This is a genomic window from Sphingomonas sp. SUN019, from assembly GCF_024758705.1.
In the GTDB taxonomy this organism is placed as follows: Bacteria; Pseudomonadota; Alphaproteobacteria; order Sphingomonadales; family Sphingomonadaceae; genus Sphingomonas.
Genome location: NZ_CP096971.1, coordinates 2777478 through 2794876, shown reverse-complemented (window position 1 = coordinate 2794876; position 17399 = coordinate 2777478). Strand labels below are relative to the sequence as shown.

Sequence of the window (17399 nt, the reverse complement as noted above, 5' to 3'; positions counted from 1 at the left end):
CTTGGGTTAGCGCGGGAAAATGACAGCGTCGACAGCGCGCGGATTAGAACATATAGCAAACGGATGGCGCAGCTCGATGTCCGACAAAAGCTGGAAATCCTCGCCGACGCCGCGAAATACGATGCGTCGTGCGCGTCGTCGGGCACCGCCAAGCGCAACAGCCGCGACGGAAAGGGGCTGGGCTCGACCGAGGGAATGGGCATCTGCCACGCCTATGCCCCCGATGGCCGCTGCATCAGCCTGCTGAAGATATTGCTGACGAACAGCTGCATCTTCGACTGCCATTACTGCATCAACCGCAAGTCATCGAACGTTCGCCGCGCGCGGTTCACCGCGAAGGAAGTCGTCGATTTGACGATCGCCTTCTACAAACGCAATTATATCGAGGGACTGTTCCTGTCGTCGGGGATCATCGGATCGTCGAATTATACGATGGAGCAGATCGTCGAGGTCGCGCGGTCGCTGCGCGAGGATCATCATTTCCGCGGCTACATTCATCTGAAGACGATCCCGGACGCCGACCCCGAACTGGTCCATCAGGCCGGAATGTTTGCTGACCGCGTGTCGATCAATGTCGAGCTGCCGACCGAACAGGGACTGACGCGGCTCGCGCCCGAGAAATCCGCGGGCCGGATCGAGACTGCGATGAAGGAAATGAAGACTGCGATCGTCGATACGGGCGACGCGCGCAAACGCTTCAAGTCCGCGCCACGCTTCGCGCCCGCGGGACAGTCGACGCAGATGATCGTCGGCGCGGACGCAGCGACCGACGGCGATATCGTCCGGAAAGCGTCGTCGCTGTACGGCAAGTTCGGCTTGCGCCGGGTCTATTATTCCGCGTTCAGTCCGATCCCCGACGCGTCCGCCGTCCTGCCGCTGCAACGCCCGCCGCTGATGCGCGAACATCGCCTGTATCAATCCGATTGGCTGATGCGCTTCTATGAATTTCAGCCGCACGAGGTGGTCGCCGCCGCCGATGACGCCACGGGGATGCTTCCGCTCGACATCGATCCAAAGTTGGCTTGGGCGTTGAAGTTTCGTGCGTCCTTCCCGGTCGACGTAAACCGCGCGCCGCGCGAACTGCTGCTGCGCGTGCCGGGGCTGGGGGTGAAAGCGGTTGCCAACATCATCGCCTCGCGCCGGTGGCGGCGGTTGCGGCTCGAGGATGTCGCGCGGCTGACCGTTTCGGTTGCGAAGGTTCGGCCGTTCATCGTGGCCGCGGATTGGCGGCCGATCACGCTGTCCGATCGCGCCGAGCTGAAACCGCTTGTTACTCCAAAGAAGCAGCAACTCGAACTGTTTGCGGCCTGAGAATGATTCGCGGATGAAACGAGGCGGCGATTGGCCGGTTGTGCGTGGGACATTCAGGGAGAGACACGATGGCCGACGCCAGGATTTTCGCCGACCTCAAGGCCGATCACGACCGCCACCGCGATCTGCTCGCCAAACTCGCCGAGACGACCGGCGACAGCGCGGATCGCCGCGCGTTGTTCGACGAATTTCGCACCGAAGTGACCGCGCACGCCGCCGCGGAGGAGGAATCGCTCTACGCGACGATGCTGGGCAAACCCGATCTGCGTGAGGACGCGGTCCATTCGGTCAGCGAGCACAAGGAAATCGGCGATTTCCTCGGCGAGCTGTCCGAGATCGACATGGGGACCGGCGCGTGGCTGACGAAGTTCAAGGATATGCGTCACCGTTACGAACATCATATCGACGAGGAGGAGGAAGAGATGTTCCCCGCCGCCGCCGATGGCCTGTCCGATGCGGAGGAAGCGAAGCTCGCCAAGGTGTTCGAAGACCGCAAGCCGAAGGAACTGGAGCGCGCCGAGGCGAATCCACCCGAGGCAGATGAGCGCGATTGATCGCAGATGCGCGTCGTAACGCTGCCCGCGCCGGACGATTTCGACGCGTGGCGCGATGCGGCGCGCGGGCTGGTCGCGGACGACGTGCCGGCCGAGGATGTGGTGTGGCAGGTCGGCGCGGAATCGACCGACCTGTTCGCCGCCACCGCCGATCCGGTCCCAGCCCCCGCCCCCGGCGCGATGTCTGTTCCGCGCGCCTTCCTTGATCTCGCGCGCAATGCGATCCTGCATTCTGACCCTGAGCGGTTCGCGCTGCTCTATGCACTGCTGGCGCGATTGCGGAGCCAGCCGAAACTGCTGGAGGACCGCGCCGATCCGCTCGTCCGCCGCCTCGATGGCCTCGCGAAGAACGTCCGCCGCGACATCCACAAGATGCGCGCGTTCCTGCGCTTTCGCGAAATGCCCGAGGACGACGCGACGCGCTATGTCGCGTGGTTTGAGCCCGACCACCATATCGTCCGCGCCAACGCCGCGTTCTTCGTCAATCGCTTCGCATCGATGAGCTGGTCGATCCTGACGCCGGAGGTTTCGCTCCACTGGGACGGCGCGGCGCTGAGCGAAGGCCCCGGTGCGGCGAAGGCCGACGCCCCGGACGGCGATCCGGTCGAGGAGGTCTGGAAGACCTATTACGCCAGCATCTTCAATCCCGCGCGCGTGAAGGTCGGCGCGATGCTGAAGGAAATGCCGCGCAAGTACTGGAAGAATATGCCCGAAACCGCGCTCGTTCCGGGCTTGCTGGCGGCGGCGCAAGCGCGGGAGAGCGGCATGATCGAAAAAGCCCGAGGAGCGATCGGCGGCAACGCGCAGATCGCGTGGGAGGCGCTGCGCGAGGAGGCGATGGGTTGCACGCGCTGCCACCTGCACCGCCACGCGACGCAGACGGTGTTCGGCGAAGGCCCCGTCACCGCATCGCTGATGTTCGTCGGCGAGCAGCCCGGCGATCAGGAGGATCTGGCGGGGCATCCCTTCGTCGGCCCCGCGGGTCAGGTGTTCGACCGCGCTCTGGCGCAGGCCGGGATCGACCGCGCCGACGCCTATGTCACCAACGCGGTGAAGCATTTCAAGTTCGAACAGCGCGCCAAACGCCGCATCCACGCCAAGCCCGACGCGGGCGAGATCGAGGCATGCCGCTGGTGGATCGAACAGGAACGGATGCTGCTGCGCCCGAGAGTGACGGTTGCGCTGGGCGCCACCGCGGCACGGTCGCTGTTCGGGAAGGTAATGACCATCTCGCGCGAACGCGGCCGCGCGCTGCGACTGCCGGATGGTGGCAGCGAAGCGTGGATCACCGTGCACCCGAGTTATCTGCTGCGACTGCCCGACAAGGCCCAGGCAGAGGAGGAGTTTGAGCGGTTCGTGGAGGATTTACGGCTGGCGAACGCGGCGGCGGCATAGTCCCGCCGGATGGTTCTACATCGCGCCCGGTTCCGGCCCGATCCGCCCGCCCGCATCATCCAGCGCGTCGATCGCCGCCACATCCGCGTCCGACAGTTCCACCGCCAGCGCACCGTGATTGTCCGCCAGATGTCCCGCATCCGCCGCTTTCGGGATGACCGACAGACCGTGCGAAAGATGCCACGCGATCACCACCTGCGCTGCCGTCGCGCCCAACCGCGCGGCGATCGTCGTTACGACCGCTTCGCCCAGCACCTCGCCCTGCCCCAGCGGACTCCAGCTCTGCGTCACGATGCCGTGCGCGTCGTGATAGGCGCGCTGCTCGCGTTGCTGAAACCGCGGATGGAGTTCGATCTGGTTGACCGCAGGCGTTACGCCGGTCGCGGCGACGATCGCGTCGATATGCTCGGGCAGGAAATTCGACACGCCGATCGATTTTGCCTTCCCCGCCTCATGCGCCGCGATCAGCCCTTTCCACGCCGCGACATATTCTCCGCCCGACGGGTGCGGCCAGTGGATCAGATACAGATCGACCGAATCGCGCCCGAGCAGCGCCAGGCTCTCGTCGAGCGCCGCCGCCGCATCGGCATGGCGATCGTTCCACAGCTTCGTCGTGATCCAGATCTCGCCGCCGCGCAGTCCATCGCCCACGCCGCGTTCGTTGTGATAGATCGCCGCGGTATCGACCATCGCGAATCCCAGGTCGATTCCGGCGCGCATGACGCTGGCGGCCTGCGAATCGGGGATCAGGTACGTTCCCATGCCGAGCTGCGGCATCGTCCGGCCGTCGTTGAGGGTCATGCTGGTCATGGCCGCACGAACCGCGCCCGCGCGCGTCGGTTCCGTCATGGCGTTTGACCCTGCTCGGCCGGACGCGGCAAGATCGGACGGCACGGGGGCCACCATGATCGATCGACTAAAGCGTCTCGCCCGTTCGGCAAGCCCGCTGCTCGCCGGATTGCTGGCGGGGATCGCGTTGATCGCGGTCGTCAGCCCGCGGCTGGCGGTTCTGCTGTTCGTCGCATGGACCGTCGCGGTCGCGGTGCGGCATGACGGCGATACCGGCACATGGTCGACGCTTTATGTGGTATTTCTGATCATCCTGGCGATCCTGGTCCTTCTGCTCGCCGGACTCGGGCTGCTCCACCGGCTGATCTCGGGCTGATGCGAAAGCCCCTTCCCTTCGCACCCCGCTTGCCGCATCGGCGCTAGCCATGCTCGAAAAGCTCATCGCCTATCTCGCCACGTTCACCATCGCGGTCATCTCGGCCGGTGGATATTGGGGAATCGCATTGCTGATGGCGATCGAATCGGCGTGCATTCCGCTGCCGTCGGAAATCATCATGCCGTTTGCGGGCTATCTCGTCTCGACCGGCGAGCTGAACCTGTACTGGGCGGCGACGGCGGGGGCGATCGGGTGCAATCTGGGATCGATCGTCGCCTATGAAGTCGGACGGCGCGGTGGACGGCCGCTGGCGGAAAAATGGGGCAAATGGGTGCTGATCGGCCCGGGCGAGCTCGACGCGGCGGACCGCTTCTTCAATCGCTGGGGCGCGGCGGCGGTGTTCGTCGGGCGGCTGCTGCCGATCATCCGCACCTTCATCGCCTTTCCGGCGGGCGTCGCGCGCATGAAGCTGATCCCGTTCCATGTCTACACGTTCCTCGGATCGTGGCCGTGGTGCTTTCTGCTCGCGTGGATCGGCATGAAGCTGGGCGCGGCGTGGAACAGCGATCCGAAGGTCAAGGCGATCTACCACCAACTCGAAATCTTCATCGCGGTCGCGATCATCGCGGCGGGCGTCTTCTTCATCTGGCACCGCATCCGCGGCCTGAAGAAAACGCCTCAGGAATAACCGCGCTTCGCCGCCAGCGCGCGAAGGTCGTCATCGCGCGTCGGGGCCAGTTTCCGCACCCGCGCGCGATACGTTTCCACCAGCGCCGGACCGGCGCGCTCGGGCGAACCGCTGTCGAACGGCGGCGCGGGATCATATTCGAGCGCGAGTTGCACCGCGCGGGCGTGGTCCTCACCCCGGACAAGCGCGGTCAGCGTCAGCGCGAAATCAATCCCCGCGGTGACGCCCCCGCCGGTCACGCGGTTGCGATCGATCACCGTGCGCGCATCGACCGGCTCGGCCTTGAACAGCCGCAGCATCTCGCGCTGTCCCCAGTGGCACCCTGCGCGATACCCCTCCAGCAACCCCGCCGCACCGAGGATCAGCGATCCGGTGCACACGCTCGTCACCCACGTCGCCCGTTCACCGACCGATCGCACCCACGCCATCGCCACGTCATCGGCAATCACGCCGTTGATGCCGAAACCGCCGGGGACACACAGGATATCGGCGGCCGGAACATCCTCAAACGTCGCGGTCGGAACGATCGCGAATCCCGCATCGGTCATCACCGGATCAAGCGTTTTCCACACGAGTTCCAGCCGCGCATTGCCGAGACAGCACCTGCGCCGGCCCGGTCAGGTCGAGCTGGGTCACGTTCGGGAACAGCAGGAAGGCGATGGTGAGACGATCGGTCATGGGCGCGTCCTTCACATTCGAGGATGCCCAGGCGCGCGGCAGATCAGGTCCGCGCTCCCCCGTGGTGCTCCACGAATGCGCCAGTCACGCGAACGATACTTTTTCTAGCCGAAAAGCCAGTGTCCGAGAAGCCGGTCGAACGGGAAGGTGAAAAATCCCGCGACGACCAGCGCGCCGGTCACCATGCCGCGCACCGCGCGCCGATGCCGCACGACGTTGTGCGTCCGCGCGCTCCACCAGATGATCGGCACCTGCACCAATGTCCACAGCGACAGGATGTGAATGACGCTGAACCCTCCCCCGGTCCGCACGCCGAGCGACAGCAAGACGGTGGCGAGCATCGCCACGACCCAGACCGTGCCGAGCAGCCGGTGCCGGGCATCGCCGCGACGCCGCAGCAACATCACCGGCGTCAGGCCCGTCGCGATCAGTACGGTCGCCAGATGCGCCCATATCAGCGCCGGAACACGCAACCATTCGCTCTGTCCGCGCAGAATTGCGGTACACGCCGCGACTAACAAGATCGTCGCCGCTACCGAGAGGATCTTCTCATAAAGGTCGACGCCCAGGCCCTTCGCCCTTCGCGCGTCCGCTGCTGTCGTCGCCATGGATCACGCCCCCCAGCCCCGATCATGGGTGAGCGTGCGACAGCGATCAATAAGGATCGAGGTCCGGCGTCGCGGCCTTTTCGCGCGACTGCACGTCCTTCTTGGAACGGCGCGCATTCTGCACGAAACAGCCGGTGCCGCCGCCGGGGCCGACCGTGGTGCAACTGCCGATGCCAGTGTTCCCGACGTCGTTATTGGCCTTTTCGCGCGCCGCCCAGCTTTCGTTCTCGGGCGTCACCTCGAAGTTGCGCAATTCCTTCGGGATGCGGAATTGCTCCTCCGCGCCGCGGCGGACGCAGACGACGACCTCCGCGCCGTCCTGATTGGTCGGGCAGCGTTCGTTGCCATAGAGCGTCAGCACGCCGTTGATCGGCGCGTTGCGCGATGTTCCCGTGCTTGCGCTGGTCCGGCTCGCGCGCGGCGCGCCGGGCAGCGCCGGGGCAGCGATGGCGCTGGAAGTATCGGGCGCCGGCGTTTCCACCGTCTGCGCCCACGCGGGCGCGCTAGCCAGCAACAACAAGGCGGCAACAGGTCGACGAAACATCATACTCTCCCGTCAGATACGCTTGGCCGCGGCGATCGCCACGCGACAGCCGGCGCGGATCACCGCCGACATCAATGGATAGGCCGGCGCATCCTCCGCACCGCTGGCCAGCGCGATTTCCTTATGCTCCAGTTCCTCGGCCTGGAAATCGACGACCGCGGCCGACAATTCCGGGTCGCTGTCGCCCAGTTCGACCAATTGATCGGCGTAATGCTTGTCGATTTCGGTTTCGACCGCCGCCGTGCACGCCATCGCCGCCTTCGGACCGATCGCCGCGGTCACCGCACCCAGTGCAAAGCCCGCCACGTTCCAGATCGGTTGCAGAAGCGTCGGCCGCACGCCGCGTTCGGCGATCATACGGTCGAAGAACTGCCGGTGGCGTTCCTCCTGCAACGCCATGCCCGCGATCGACCGCGCCGCAGGCGAGCGATGCCCCATGATCGCCAATTGCCCGGCATAGATGCGCGTCGCACCATATTCGCCCGCCTGATCGACGCGGATCATCGAATCGGTCGCGCGCGTCCGATCACCCGGTTTCCACGTCATGCGGGCCTCCTGATCAGCAGCGCGATCAACCCCGCGCCGCCGAGCGAGAATATCGCATTCCACCCGGCAAGCGAAATCCCGATCAGCCGCCACTGCGCCGCATCACAACGGATGACGGGTGCGGCGAGGATATTGCGGAGCATCTGGTCGGTCGAGACGCCCTCTCCCCCCGCCATCACCGAACAGGCGGTGATGCCGTTCCACCAATGATATTCGACGCCCGCGTGGAACACCCCGATCAGCCCCGACAGCGCGATCATCGCCGCCGCGCCCGCGATCAGCGTCACGCGCGTCGAACGCCCCGGCACGACGAACGCCAAGCCGGCGATCACCACCGCGGCATAATGCGGCCAGCGTTGCCAATGGCACATCTCGCACGGATACAGTCCGCCGATCAGTTGCGATCCCCACGCCCCGGCGAGCAGGGCGAGTGGCAGAAACAAAGCGATCAGGCGCGCGCGAAATTGAGCTTCGGTCAAACAGTCACGCTCATTTCTTGCCCATCGCGCTCGTCACCGCCGCGACCTGCGTCGGTCCGCCCAGCCGCGCCACCGTCTTCAGCGCGTACCAGAGCTGGAAATCCTCGATGCCCTGCTTCTTCAGCCCCTCGGGCGTCGCGGTGAAGCGCGGATCGTCCTTCGTATCCTCCTCCAGCGCGGCATTGTCGGTCTTGATCTCGTTGATCAAATGCCGCCGCAGATCGGCTTCGCGGAACACCGGCCGCGTTTTGTAATCGGGATCGGACAGCTGCGGGACGGCGATATCGGGTTCGATTCCGCCCTCCTGCACCGACCGGCCCGACGGGGTATAGTAGCGTGCCGTCGTCAGCCGCAACGCGGTCGTCGGGCCGACCTGCAGCAGCGTCTGGACCGATCCCTTTCCGAAGGTGCGCTCGCCCATCACGATCGCACGGTGATGGTCCTGCAGCGCGCCCGCGACGATCTCGCTCGCGCTCGCCGTTCCCGGATCGGTCAGCACGACGACCGGCAGGCCATGCGCATCGTCGCCGGGCTTCGCATAATAACGATCGATATCGGTCTTTTCGCGTCCACGCTGCGACACGATCTCGCCGCGCTCCAGGAACGCGTCGCTGACCTCGATCGCCTGCGTCAGCAACCCGCCACCGTTCGAGCGAAGGTCCACGACATAGCCCAGCGGCTTCTTACCCAACGCCTTGTCGATCGCCATGATCGCGGCGCGCGTGTCCGCACCCGTATTCTCGGAGAAGGTGTTGATGTTGATATAGCCGACATCGCCCTTCAACTCCCATTTCACGGGACGCTGGACGATGACCTCGCGGACGAGTGAGATTTCCATCGGCTTGTCGCGACCGGGACGGACGATCGTCAGCGCCAGCTTGGAGCCGGGTTTCCCCCGCATCTGCGCCACCGCCTCGTCGAGCGTCCCGCCGTAGATCAGCTTCCCGTCGATGTGCGTGATATAGTCGCCGGGCTTGATCCCGGCCTTGAACGCGGGCGTATCCTCCTGTGGCGCGATGACCTTCACCGCGCCGTCCTCCATCGACACCGACAGGCCCAGGCCGCCGTAATTGCCCTCGGTCTGGATACGCAGATTCTCGAAATCACTTGCATCGACGTAAGACGAATGCGGGTCGAGCGCGGCAAGCATCCCGTCGATCGCGCCCTTGATCAGCTGGTCGTCGGTGACCTTGTCGACGTAATCCGCCTTCACGCGATTATACACGTCGAGGAACTTGTCCATCGACCGATAGGCGTTGGTGTCGACCGCCGCCATCGCACCGGTGGCGACCGGAACCAGCGCGATCGTCGCGACCAGCGCGGTGGCGGACAGGAATTTGAACTTCATGGCCAAGCAATCCCGTGGACGGAAAGTCGCAATACCCTAGCGACTAACCGTCCGTCCACCAAGCGCGCGACGACGTGAACCGCGCCTGAGCGACTACGCGCCTGCGGGAGAGGGATTGCCGAACGGCCCCGACGGACGCCGCGTCTTGGGGATCGATGTACCGACGGTGATGTGCGGCGTCTTCGCGCCGCTGTCGCCGCGGTCGATATGCTCACCCGCGATCAGACGCTTGATCTCGTCGCCCGACAGCGTCTCATACTCGAGCAATGCGCCCGCCAGCAGGTGCAACTGGTCGAGATGCTTGGTCAGCAGATCCTTGGCGCGGTTCAATCCGCCCTCGACGATCGTCTTGATCTCGTCGTCGATCAACTGCGCGGTCGAATTGCTCATCCGCACGGGTTGCGAACTGGAATAGCCCAGGAACGATTCGCCCTCGGGCTGCGCATATTCGACCGGTCCGACCTTGTCCGACATACCCCATTTGGTGACCATGTCGCGCGCCAGACCCGTGGCGTACTGGATGTCGGAAGACGCGCCCGACGACACCTTGTCATAGCCGAAGATGACTTCCTCGGCGACGCGTCCGCCCATCGCGACGGCCAGGTTCGCGTACATCTTGTCGCGGTGATAGCTGTACGAATCGCGCTCGGGCAGCCGCATGACCATGCCCAGCGCACGGCCGCGCGGAATGATCGTCGCCTTGTGTATCGGATCGCTCGCCTGTTCGTGGATCGAAACGATCGCGTGCCCCGCCTCGTGATAGGCGGTCATCCGCTTCTCGTCCTCGGTCATGACCATCGAACGCCGTTCCGCGCCCATCATGACCTTGTCCTTGGCCTCCTCAAACTCGGCCATCGCGACGAGCCGCTTGCCCTTGCGCGCCGCGGTCAGCGCCGCCTCGTTGACCAAATTGGCCAGGTCCGCGCCCGAGAAACCCGGCGTGCCGCGCGCGATGACCCGCGCATCGACGTCGGGCGCGAGCGGGGTTTTCTTCATATGGACTTCGAGAATCTTCACGCGGCCATCGATATCCGGCCGAGGGACGATCACCTGACGATCGAAGCGGCCCGGACGCAGTAGTGCTGGATCCAGCACGTCGGGACGGTTCGTCGCGGCGATGATGATGATGCCTTCGTTCGCCTCGAAGCCGTCCATCTCGACCAGCAACTGGTTCAGCGTCTGCTCGCGCTCGTCATTGCCGTTGCCGAGGCCTGCGCCGCGATGACGGCCGACCGCGTCGATTTCGTCGATGAAGACGATGCACGGCGCGGACTTCTTCGCCTGCTCGAACATGTCACGCACGCGACTCGCACCGACGCCGACGAACATCTCGACGAAGTCCGACCCCGAAATGGTGAAGAACGGCACGCCCGCCTCACCCGCGATCGCGCGGGCGAGTAGCGTCTTGCCGGTGCCGGGCGAACCGACCAGCAGCGCGCCCTTCGGAATCTTGCCGCCCAAACGCGCGAATTTCGTCGGATCCTTCAGGAACTCGACGATCTCCTCCAGTTCTTCGCGCGCTTCGTCGATGCCAGCGACGTCCTGGAAAGTGACCTTTCCTTCCTTCTGCGTTAGCATCTTCGCGCGGCTCTTGCCGAAGCCCATCGCGCCGCCCGCGCCGCCGCCCTTTTGCATCTGGCGCAGCACGAAGAACGCGATGCCCAGGAACAGCAGGAACGGCAAAGACTGATACAGCAGAACCATCCAGATCGACGGACCATCCTCGGGCTTGCCCGCGACCTGCACGCCCGCCTTGCGCAGCTTCTCGACCAGCGTCGCGTCCTGGACCGGATAGGTGCGGAACTTGTCGCCATTCTCCAGCGTGCCGGTGATCAGCTCGCGGCTGATATTCACGTCCTTCACGCCGCCGCTGTCGACGCGGTCGAGGAAGGTGGAATAGGCGAGCGTATTGCCCTGCGCCGCGGTGCTGCGGCCGTCAAACATGGTGACCACGACGGCCAGCGCCATCAGGATGCCGACCCAGATCAGCAGGCTTTTCATCCACGGGTTCGGACCGCCCGCGCCGCCGCCGCCGGAACCGTTGTTGCCCTGCTGCTTGTCGTTGTCGTTCATGGACTACCTTTCGCCCCTGCAATGTAGGGCAGCCGGGATTAATGGCAATGGAATGCGCACGCAGTTTCGTCGGTCAGCATGCCGATCCGTGCTGGCGGCGCGGCGGGGCCGGGCGAAAGGTCCAGATGCCGTCCTTCGGACTGATCAGCACCCCGGCCTGAGTCGCGCGACGCCCCGCGGCCAGGGCGTCGAGCAAGGGCTCGATATTGACCGCATCCGACCAGTCGGGCTGGACGATCCCACGCTGGTCGCGGACGACGCCGATCGCGCGGCGCGCCAGCCGCCGGAGCGCGTCACGCGGGATGCCGTCGGTCTGCAGCCGTACGCGGTCCGCCAGCATCTCGGCGCGCTCGGTCCACAGCAACGCAATCAGCGCGCTCATCCCGCTTTCCGCCTCCGCCAATGCCGCCGCGGCGCGCGCCAGATTGGGCGGGTCGAGCCATTCATTCGCGTTCAGCAGGTTGCGGAAACGGGTACGGTCGTGGCGCGGATCGGCGTTCGCAGGATCATCGACGAACGGCGCACCCGCACGCCTGACGATCGCGCGCAGTTCGGCGCGCCGCCAGCCGAGCAAAGGCCTGACCACGGTAACGCCCGCGATCGTCGCGCAAGGCCTGATCCCGGCCAGTCCCGCAAGGCCCGATCCTCGCGCCGCGCGCATCAGAAACGTCTCGGCCTGATCGTCGGCATGGTGCGCGGTCGCCAGCGCCGCCGCCCTTACCTCTCCGACCCAGCGCGCGAGCACCGCGTAACGCGCCTCGCGCGCCCGCGCCTGCAGGCTTGACCCTTCGATTCGAACGTCGAGAGTCAGGATCGTGTGCGGAACGCCCAGTGCGGCACAATGCCGCGCGACCATCGCGGATTCGTCCGCGCTACCGTCGCGCAGTCCGTGGTCCACCGTCGCAGCGACGACCGCGCCGGGCAACGCGCCCGCCGCCAGCGTCAGCAGCGCCATGCTGTCCGGCCCGCCCGACACCGCCAGCGCAAGCGGGATCGCAGGCCCCCCTGCTACGCGAGCCAGATCGGTCAGGAACCGCGCGCGCTCGTCGCCGACAGTTTCCGCTGGCCTAGCCGTTCGCATCGCGCACTTCCGTCAGACGGCGCTCACTTGCACTTCGCCGCGGTCCGCGCGCGGGTGATATCGGCCTGCATCGAGGCCGCGATCTTGCCCGCATAAACGTCGGTCAGTTCGCCATAGACCTTGCACGCGTCCGCAGGCTTGTTCAGCTTCACCAGCGACTGCCCGAGATAGAACAGGCTTTCGGGCGCGCGTTCGCCGTCGGGCATCTTCTTGTAATTGTCATAGAAAGCGATCGACGCGAGGCTCGGCTTGCCGTCATCCAGATACGACCGCCCGAGCAAATTCTGCGCATAGCTCGCGCGACGGTGCTTGGGAAAATCGGCGACGACCTTCTTCAGCTGCGTCGCGGCTTCGGGATACAGTTTCGCCGCCCACAGGCGATAGCCATAGAGATATTCGTCCTCCGGCGCATCGCCGGTCGTCGACCGCGCGACGGTCGCGACCTGCGCGCCGCGCGCCGGATCCTGCACCACCGGCGCCTGCGCCGCGGGGCGGACCGCCGGCGGCGTCACCGCTGCGCCATTCCCGAACCCGCCCGCCGTCGGCGGCGGCGTCGTGACGCCCGTGGCCAGCTTCGCGTCAGTCGTCTTGCGATAGGCGGCGAAGGATTCCTCCAACTGGCGCAGGCGGTATTGCGCCTGTTCGATCTGCCCGGTCATCGTCGCCATCTGCCCTTCGAGCGACGACACGCGCTGCGTCAGATCGTCGACCGCGCTGGACGCGGGCGATCCGACGTCGCGCGGCGCGGCCTGCGTCGGGTTGATCTGCGGTTCGATGAACGTGCCCGCACCACCCGGAAAGACCTTGCGCTGCACCGCGCGCATTTCACTTTCCAGCTTGCCGACACGGCCATCCAGATTGGCCTGGGCGAGCGCCGGCGCGCTCCACACGCCGCCCGACAACAGCGCGATCATCAACAACTTACGCATGGGTTACCCCCCGGTGACCGTTCACCATCACACCATTGCTACAGTTCGAACCCTGTCGCCAGCCTTTACGAGCGGCGATTACGGCCGATCCGTCGCGAACCCGCTCGGCAGCAGGTTTTCCGGTCCCTCGCGGCTCGGCGAAGCGCGCGGCCGGGGCCGCCCGGTCGCCCGCGACGCGGGTGCGCGGCTGGGCGTCGCGCGCGGGCGGGGGCGCTGCGCGAAGGCCGGGGGCACGTCGCGGCTGCGAGTCGCCCCACTGGTCGCGATCGGCGACGGTTCCGCCACGGGTGCGCTGGTCCCCGACGCACGCGCGGTCAGCGCCGCAGCCCCGATCCGCACATCCTTGATCGCGCGCTCGCCGGTGCCGAGCGGCGCGACCTTCGATCCGTTCAACGTCACCGACAATTTGTCCGGACGCCCGATATTGATCATCGGATCTTTCGCATCCGGCGGTACGTCGAACGTCTGGCCTGCCCTCATCGTCCCCGTGAACAGCCGCTTGCCGTCCGATTCATAGACTTCCATCCACAATTCGTCGGTCGCGGTCAGCGCAACCTGCCCGCCGCCGGCGGGGGTCGGGCTGGCGACCGGCGCAGGGGCCGCCGGAACCGGGATCGCAACAACCGCCGTCCCCGCGTTCTGCCCGTCGCGGCCAAAGCCCGTGGCCAACCACAGACCCGCCAGCACCAGCACCGCGATCGCGATTCCGGCCGCCACGATCATCAGCCCGCGCGACGGCACGCGCGACGGATCGGCGATCTCATACGGCTCATAACGCGGGGTTGGCCGCTGCACCCGCGCCACCTCGGCGCGAACGTCGCGCGCCAGCACGATCTCGTCCTCGTCGACCGCGCGCGCATAGGCGCGCACGAAACCGACCGCATAGGTAGCAGACGGCAGTCCAGCGAAATCCGCCGCCTCGATCGCCTCCAGATGACGCAGCGGCACGCGCGTGCGCGCCGCCACTTCGGCCAGCGACAGGCCTAGCGCCTCACGCTTCGCGCGCAGGCGTTCACCGACGGTTCTGGTGAGGCGCGTCGCATCGTCGCCGCGCTCGGCTTCGGTCATTCGGATCTCCGCTCGGGGCGATGGCCTGACGATGACCGCCTCCGCGGCGCACGTCTCACAGAGGGCAGCCGGGCTGTCAATCGAGCGCCGCAGCCGTTGATCGAATCATCGCGCCCGTTCGACGCCGCGCCCGTCTCGTCAGGCAAGTTCGACACTATGCCGCTCCGCCCATTCGGAAAGCGCCGCCCGCATGTCGCGCGGCGGCGTCGCCAGCAACCGGTCCATTTCATCGGAAATTGCGGCACGGTCCAGACTGCGCACCATCGCCTTGATCGGCCCCACCGCCGCCGGCGTGATCGACAGCCGGTCGATCCCCAGACCGATCAGCGCCATCGCCTCCAGCGGCCGTCCGCCCATCTCGCCGCATACCGCCAGCGCGACGCCCGCATCGCGCGTCGGGCCGACGACCTGCTTCAGGAAACGCAGGATGGAGGTCGACAGCCAGTCATAGCGCTCGGCCAGCTTGGGGTTGGCGCGGTCCGCTGCGAACAGGAATTGCGTCAAGTCGTTGGTGCCGATCGAGACGAAATCGACGTTCGGCAGCAGCAGGTCGAGCTGATACGCGAGGCTCGGCACCTCCAGCATCGCGCCATAGCGAATCCTGTCGGGCAATTTGCGCCCGCGCTTGTTCATCCAGTCGCGCTGCGCCTCGAACAACGCCTTCGCCTCGTCGAACTCCCACGCCTCGCTGACCATCGGGAACATCACCGACAGCGTCCGCCCCGCCGCCGCCTCCAGCAGCGCGCGCGCCTGCGCCTTCATCAGCCCGTCTCGTTCGAGCGCGAGCCTGAGCGCGCGCCACCCCATCGCGGGGTTTTCCTCGTCGCCATTGTCGTGCGTCAGATACGGCAAGGCCTTGTCGCCGCCGATGTCGACCGTGCGGAAGATGACCGGACGTTCGCCCGCCGCGTCGAGCACTTCCTTGTACAGCCGCTGCTGACGTTCGCGCTGCGGCAAGGTCGCCGACACCAGGAACTGAAACTCGGTGCGGAACAGCCCGATTCCATCCGCCCCGGTCAAATCCAGCGCCGCGACATCGTCGCGGAGCCCGGCGTTAACCATCACCGTCACCCGGTGGCCGTCCTTCGTCTCGGGCGCGACGTCGCGCAGCGCGGCATAGGCCGCCTTTCGCTTCTGCCGCAGCGCCAGCCGCGCGTCGAACGCCTCCTCCATCGATGCAGAGGGACGGACGAACACGTTGCCCTCGGTCACGTCGAGCAACAACATGTCGCCCTCGGCGATCGTCCGCCGCACATCGCGCACACGGCCCAGCACCGGCACGCCCATCGCGCGTGCGACGATCGTGACGTGCGCGGTCAGCGATCCTTCCTCCAGGATCACGCCCTTCAACCGGCGCTTGTCATATTCCAGCAGTTCGGCCGGCCCCAGATTGCGCGCGATCAGGATGGTATCCTGCCGCAGGCCCATCTGCGCCGCGGTGCCCATCTGCCCCGATACGATCCGCAGCAGCCGGTTCGACAGATCCTCCAGATCGTGCATCCGGTCGGCCAGCAACGGATCGTCGATCTGCCGCATCCGCTGGCGCGTGCGCTGTTGGACGCGCTCGATCGCCGCCTCCGCAGTCAGGCCGCTGTCGATCGCCTCGTTGATGCGGCGAGACCAGCCCTCATCGTACGCGAACATCTTGTACGTCGCGAGCACCTCGTCATGCTCGCCGCCCACGCCGAATTCGGCCTCGCGCGTGATGCGGTCGATCTGTTCGCGCATCTTGTCGAACGCGGCATAGACACGGTGCCGCTCGGCATCGGTATCCTCCGCCACGGTATGTTCGATCGTGATCCGCGGCTGATGATAGACCGCAGCGCCAGCACCCATCCCGTCGACCAGCTTCTGTCCCTGCAGCCGGATCGCGGCGGTCGATTGCGCGCGCTCGCCCGGCCCCGTCGCCTGGTCGATCAGCCCCGCGTTGGCGATCAGCTCGGACAGCACCATCGCGACCGTCTGCAGCGCTTCGATCTCGACATCGGCATATTTGCGCGACTCAGTATGCTGCACCGCCAGCACACCGACCGATCGTTCGCGCCGGATGATCGGCACGCCCGCAAAGCTGTGATAGCGATCCTCGCCCGTCTCGGGCTTGTACGCGAAATCGGGATGGCTCGCCGCCTCGTCGAGGTTCAGCACCTCGCCTCCTTCGGCGATCGTGCCGACCAGACCCTCGCCCATCGCCAGCTTGGTGACGTGCACCGCTTCCTGCGCCAGCCCGCGGGTCGCGAACAGTTCCAGCACGCCTTCGCGCAACAGATAGATCGAACAGACCTCGCTATCCAGCGCCTCGCCGATGATGTTGACGACGCTGTTCAGCTTGGCCTGCGCATTCGACCGCGCCGCCATCACGTCATGCAGATTGACCAGTATCTCGCGGGCGGAGGCGGCGGCGGAAAGCGGCATGAACCGTGGCTAGCAGGTCGTCGCCCGCGGTACCACGACAGGATTTGTTTCGTCGCTGGAAAGCCGACCGATCACAACCACGGCGGCCGGACGCGAAAATCCGAAACCATTCGCCGCATCAGCGTGATCAATTCGCGCGCGCCGTTTGGCGTCAACCGTCCCTTGCGCCGTTCCACCAGCGGCCGGACGTGATCATTGACGAACGCGCCAGGCCCGAAGCGCGCCATTCGCCAATTCGGAAACAGCCGTTCGCGCGATGGCGGGGTGTCCGCCATCACGATGCGGGTATGGCGCGGATCGGCCCGGATGCTGTTCATCACCGCATCCAGCCCGCGCACGTCGCCTTCCATGAACTGCGCGAAATGATCGGGGGTCGCGATCAGGACGCCGGTAATGTCGTACAGACTGTTGCGCGAAACCGACACGTACTGGATGTGCGCCAACTGATCTTCATCGGACTGCCGCCTGAGACGATTTTCGCTGATGTAAAGGATCGAATCCAGCATCGCAGCAAGATGAA

General features: G+C 66.0%; 19 protein-coding genes and 1 riboswitch. Of the genes, 5 read left to right on the top strand and 14 right to left on the bottom strand.

The window, feature by feature from the left end:
- The first annotated feature begins 63 nt into the window (after positions 1 to 63).
- From M0208_RS13480 to M0208_RS13470, 3 genes are all read left to right on the top strand, one after another.
- Positions 64 to 1311, top strand: coding sequence for a putative DNA modification/repair radical SAM protein (locus M0208_RS13480; protein WP_258892190.1), 1248 nt, complete (start codon positions 64 to 66; stop codon positions 1309 to 1311).
- A 68-nt stretch (positions 1312 to 1379) separates the two neighbouring features.
- A complete protein-coding gene (locus tag M0208_RS13475) occupies positions 1380 to 1865 on the top strand; it encodes a hemerythrin domain-containing protein (protein ID WP_258892189.1) in 486 nt (161 codons plus the stop codon).
- 6 nt (positions 1866 to 1871) lie between these two features.
- Positions 1872 to 3260 carry a UdgX family uracil-DNA binding protein gene (locus tag M0208_RS13470; RefSeq protein WP_258892188.1) on the top strand — a complete coding sequence of 463 codons (1389 nt, stop codon included), beginning with the start codon at positions 1872 to 1874 and terminating at the stop codon, positions 3258 to 3260.
- 15 nt (positions 3261 to 3275) lie between these two features.
- Here M0208_RS13470 and M0208_RS13465 read toward each other — a convergent pair whose 3' ends face one another.
- A complete protein-coding gene (locus M0208_RS13465; RefSeq protein ID WP_258892187.1) occupies positions 3276 to 4109 on the bottom strand; it encodes an aldo/keto reductase in 834 nt (277 codons plus the stop codon).
- A gap of 55 nt (positions 4110 to 4164) precedes the next feature.
- Between M0208_RS13465 and M0208_RS13460 the strand changes: the two genes are divergently transcribed.
- Both M0208_RS13460 and M0208_RS13455 read left to right on the top strand, forming a co-directional pair.
- Complete coding sequence (locus tag M0208_RS13460; RefSeq protein ID WP_258892186.1) at positions 4165 to 4425, top strand: hypothetical protein; 261 nt, start codon at positions 4165 to 4167, stop codon at positions 4423 to 4425.
- Between the two features lie 49 nt (positions 4426 to 4474).
- Positions 4475 to 5113, top strand: a complete 639-nt coding sequence (locus M0208_RS13455; RefSeq protein WP_258892185.1) for a DedA family protein — start codon at positions 4475 to 4477, stop codon at positions 5111 to 5113.
- Here M0208_RS13455 and M0208_RS13450 read toward each other — a convergent pair.
- The 13 genes from M0208_RS13450 to M0208_RS13390 form a co-directional block, all read right to left on the bottom strand.
- Entirely contained in the window at positions 5104 to 5661 is a 558-nt protein-coding gene (locus M0208_RS13450; RefSeq protein WP_258892184.1) for a DJ-1/PfpI family protein, read from the bottom strand. The genes M0208_RS13455 and M0208_RS13450 overlap by 10 nt on opposite strands.
- A gap of 7 nt (positions 5662 to 5668) precedes the next feature.
- On the bottom strand, positions 5669 to 5791 hold the full coding sequence (locus M0208_RS13445) for a hypothetical protein (RefSeq protein WP_258892183.1): 123 nt from the start codon (positions 5789 to 5791) through the stop codon (positions 5669 to 5671).
- A gap of 18 nt (positions 5792 to 5809) precedes the next feature.
- Positions 5810 to 5889, bottom strand: a riboswitch (ZMP/ZTP riboswitch).
- Positions 5890 to 5895: 6 nt separating this feature from the next.
- Entirely contained in the window at positions 5896 to 6399 is a 504-nt protein-coding gene (locus M0208_RS13440) for a DUF2306 domain-containing protein (protein ID WP_258892182.1), read from the bottom strand.
- Positions 6400 to 6445: 46 nt separating this feature from the next.
- Positions 6446 to 6943: a hypothetical protein gene (locus tag M0208_RS13435; RefSeq protein WP_258892181.1), complete on the bottom strand. Its 498-nt coding sequence runs from the start codon at positions 6941 to 6943 to the stop codon at positions 6446 to 6448.
- Between the two features lie 12 nt (positions 6944 to 6955).
- Positions 6956 to 7489, bottom strand: coding sequence for a demethoxyubiquinone hydroxylase family protein (locus M0208_RS13430; protein ID WP_258892180.1), 534 nt, complete (start codon positions 7487 to 7489; stop codon positions 6956 to 6958).
- On the bottom strand, positions 7486 to 7968 hold the full coding sequence (locus tag M0208_RS13425) for a disulfide bond formation protein B (protein ID WP_258892179.1): 483 nt from the start codon (positions 7966 to 7968) through the stop codon (positions 7486 to 7488). Before M0208_RS13425 ends, M0208_RS13430 begins: the two co-directional genes overlap by 4 nt.
- 10 nt (positions 7969 to 7978) lie before the next feature.
- Entirely contained in the window at positions 7979 to 9316 is a 1338-nt protein-coding gene (locus tag M0208_RS13420; protein ID WP_258892178.1) for a S41 family peptidase, read from the bottom strand.
- 93 nt (positions 9317 to 9409) lie between these two features.
- Positions 9410 to 11389, bottom strand: a complete 1980-nt coding sequence (ftsH, locus tag M0208_RS13415; protein WP_309547012.1) for an ATP-dependent zinc metalloprotease FtsH — start codon at positions 11387 to 11389, stop codon at positions 9410 to 9412.
- A gap of 73 nt (positions 11390 to 11462) precedes the next feature.
- Entirely contained in the window at positions 11463 to 12470 is a 1008-nt protein-coding gene (gene tilS, locus M0208_RS13410) for a tRNA lysidine(34) synthetase TilS (protein WP_258892177.1), read from the bottom strand.
- A gap of 23 nt (positions 12471 to 12493) precedes the next feature.
- On the bottom strand, positions 12494 to 13399 hold the full coding sequence (locus tag M0208_RS13405) for a hypothetical protein (protein WP_258892176.1): 906 nt from the start codon (positions 13397 to 13399) through the stop codon (positions 12494 to 12496).
- Positions 13400 to 13477: 78 nt separating this feature from the next.
- Complete coding sequence (locus M0208_RS13400) at positions 13478 to 14467, bottom strand: RodZ domain-containing protein (RefSeq protein ID WP_258892175.1); 990 nt, start codon at positions 14465 to 14467, stop codon at positions 13478 to 13480.
- 138 nt (positions 14468 to 14605) lie between these two features.
- On the bottom strand, positions 14606 to 16879 hold the full coding sequence (gene ptsP, locus M0208_RS13395) for a phosphoenolpyruvate--protein phosphotransferase (RefSeq protein ID WP_258892174.1): 2274 nt from the start codon (positions 16877 to 16879) through the stop codon (positions 14606 to 14608).
- 71 nt (positions 16880 to 16950) lie between these two features.
- On the bottom strand, positions 16951 to 17385 hold the full coding sequence (locus tag M0208_RS13390) for a BLUF domain-containing protein (protein WP_258892173.1): 435 nt from the start codon (positions 17383 to 17385) through the stop codon (positions 16951 to 16953).
- Positions 17386 to 17399: the final 14 nt, after the last annotated feature.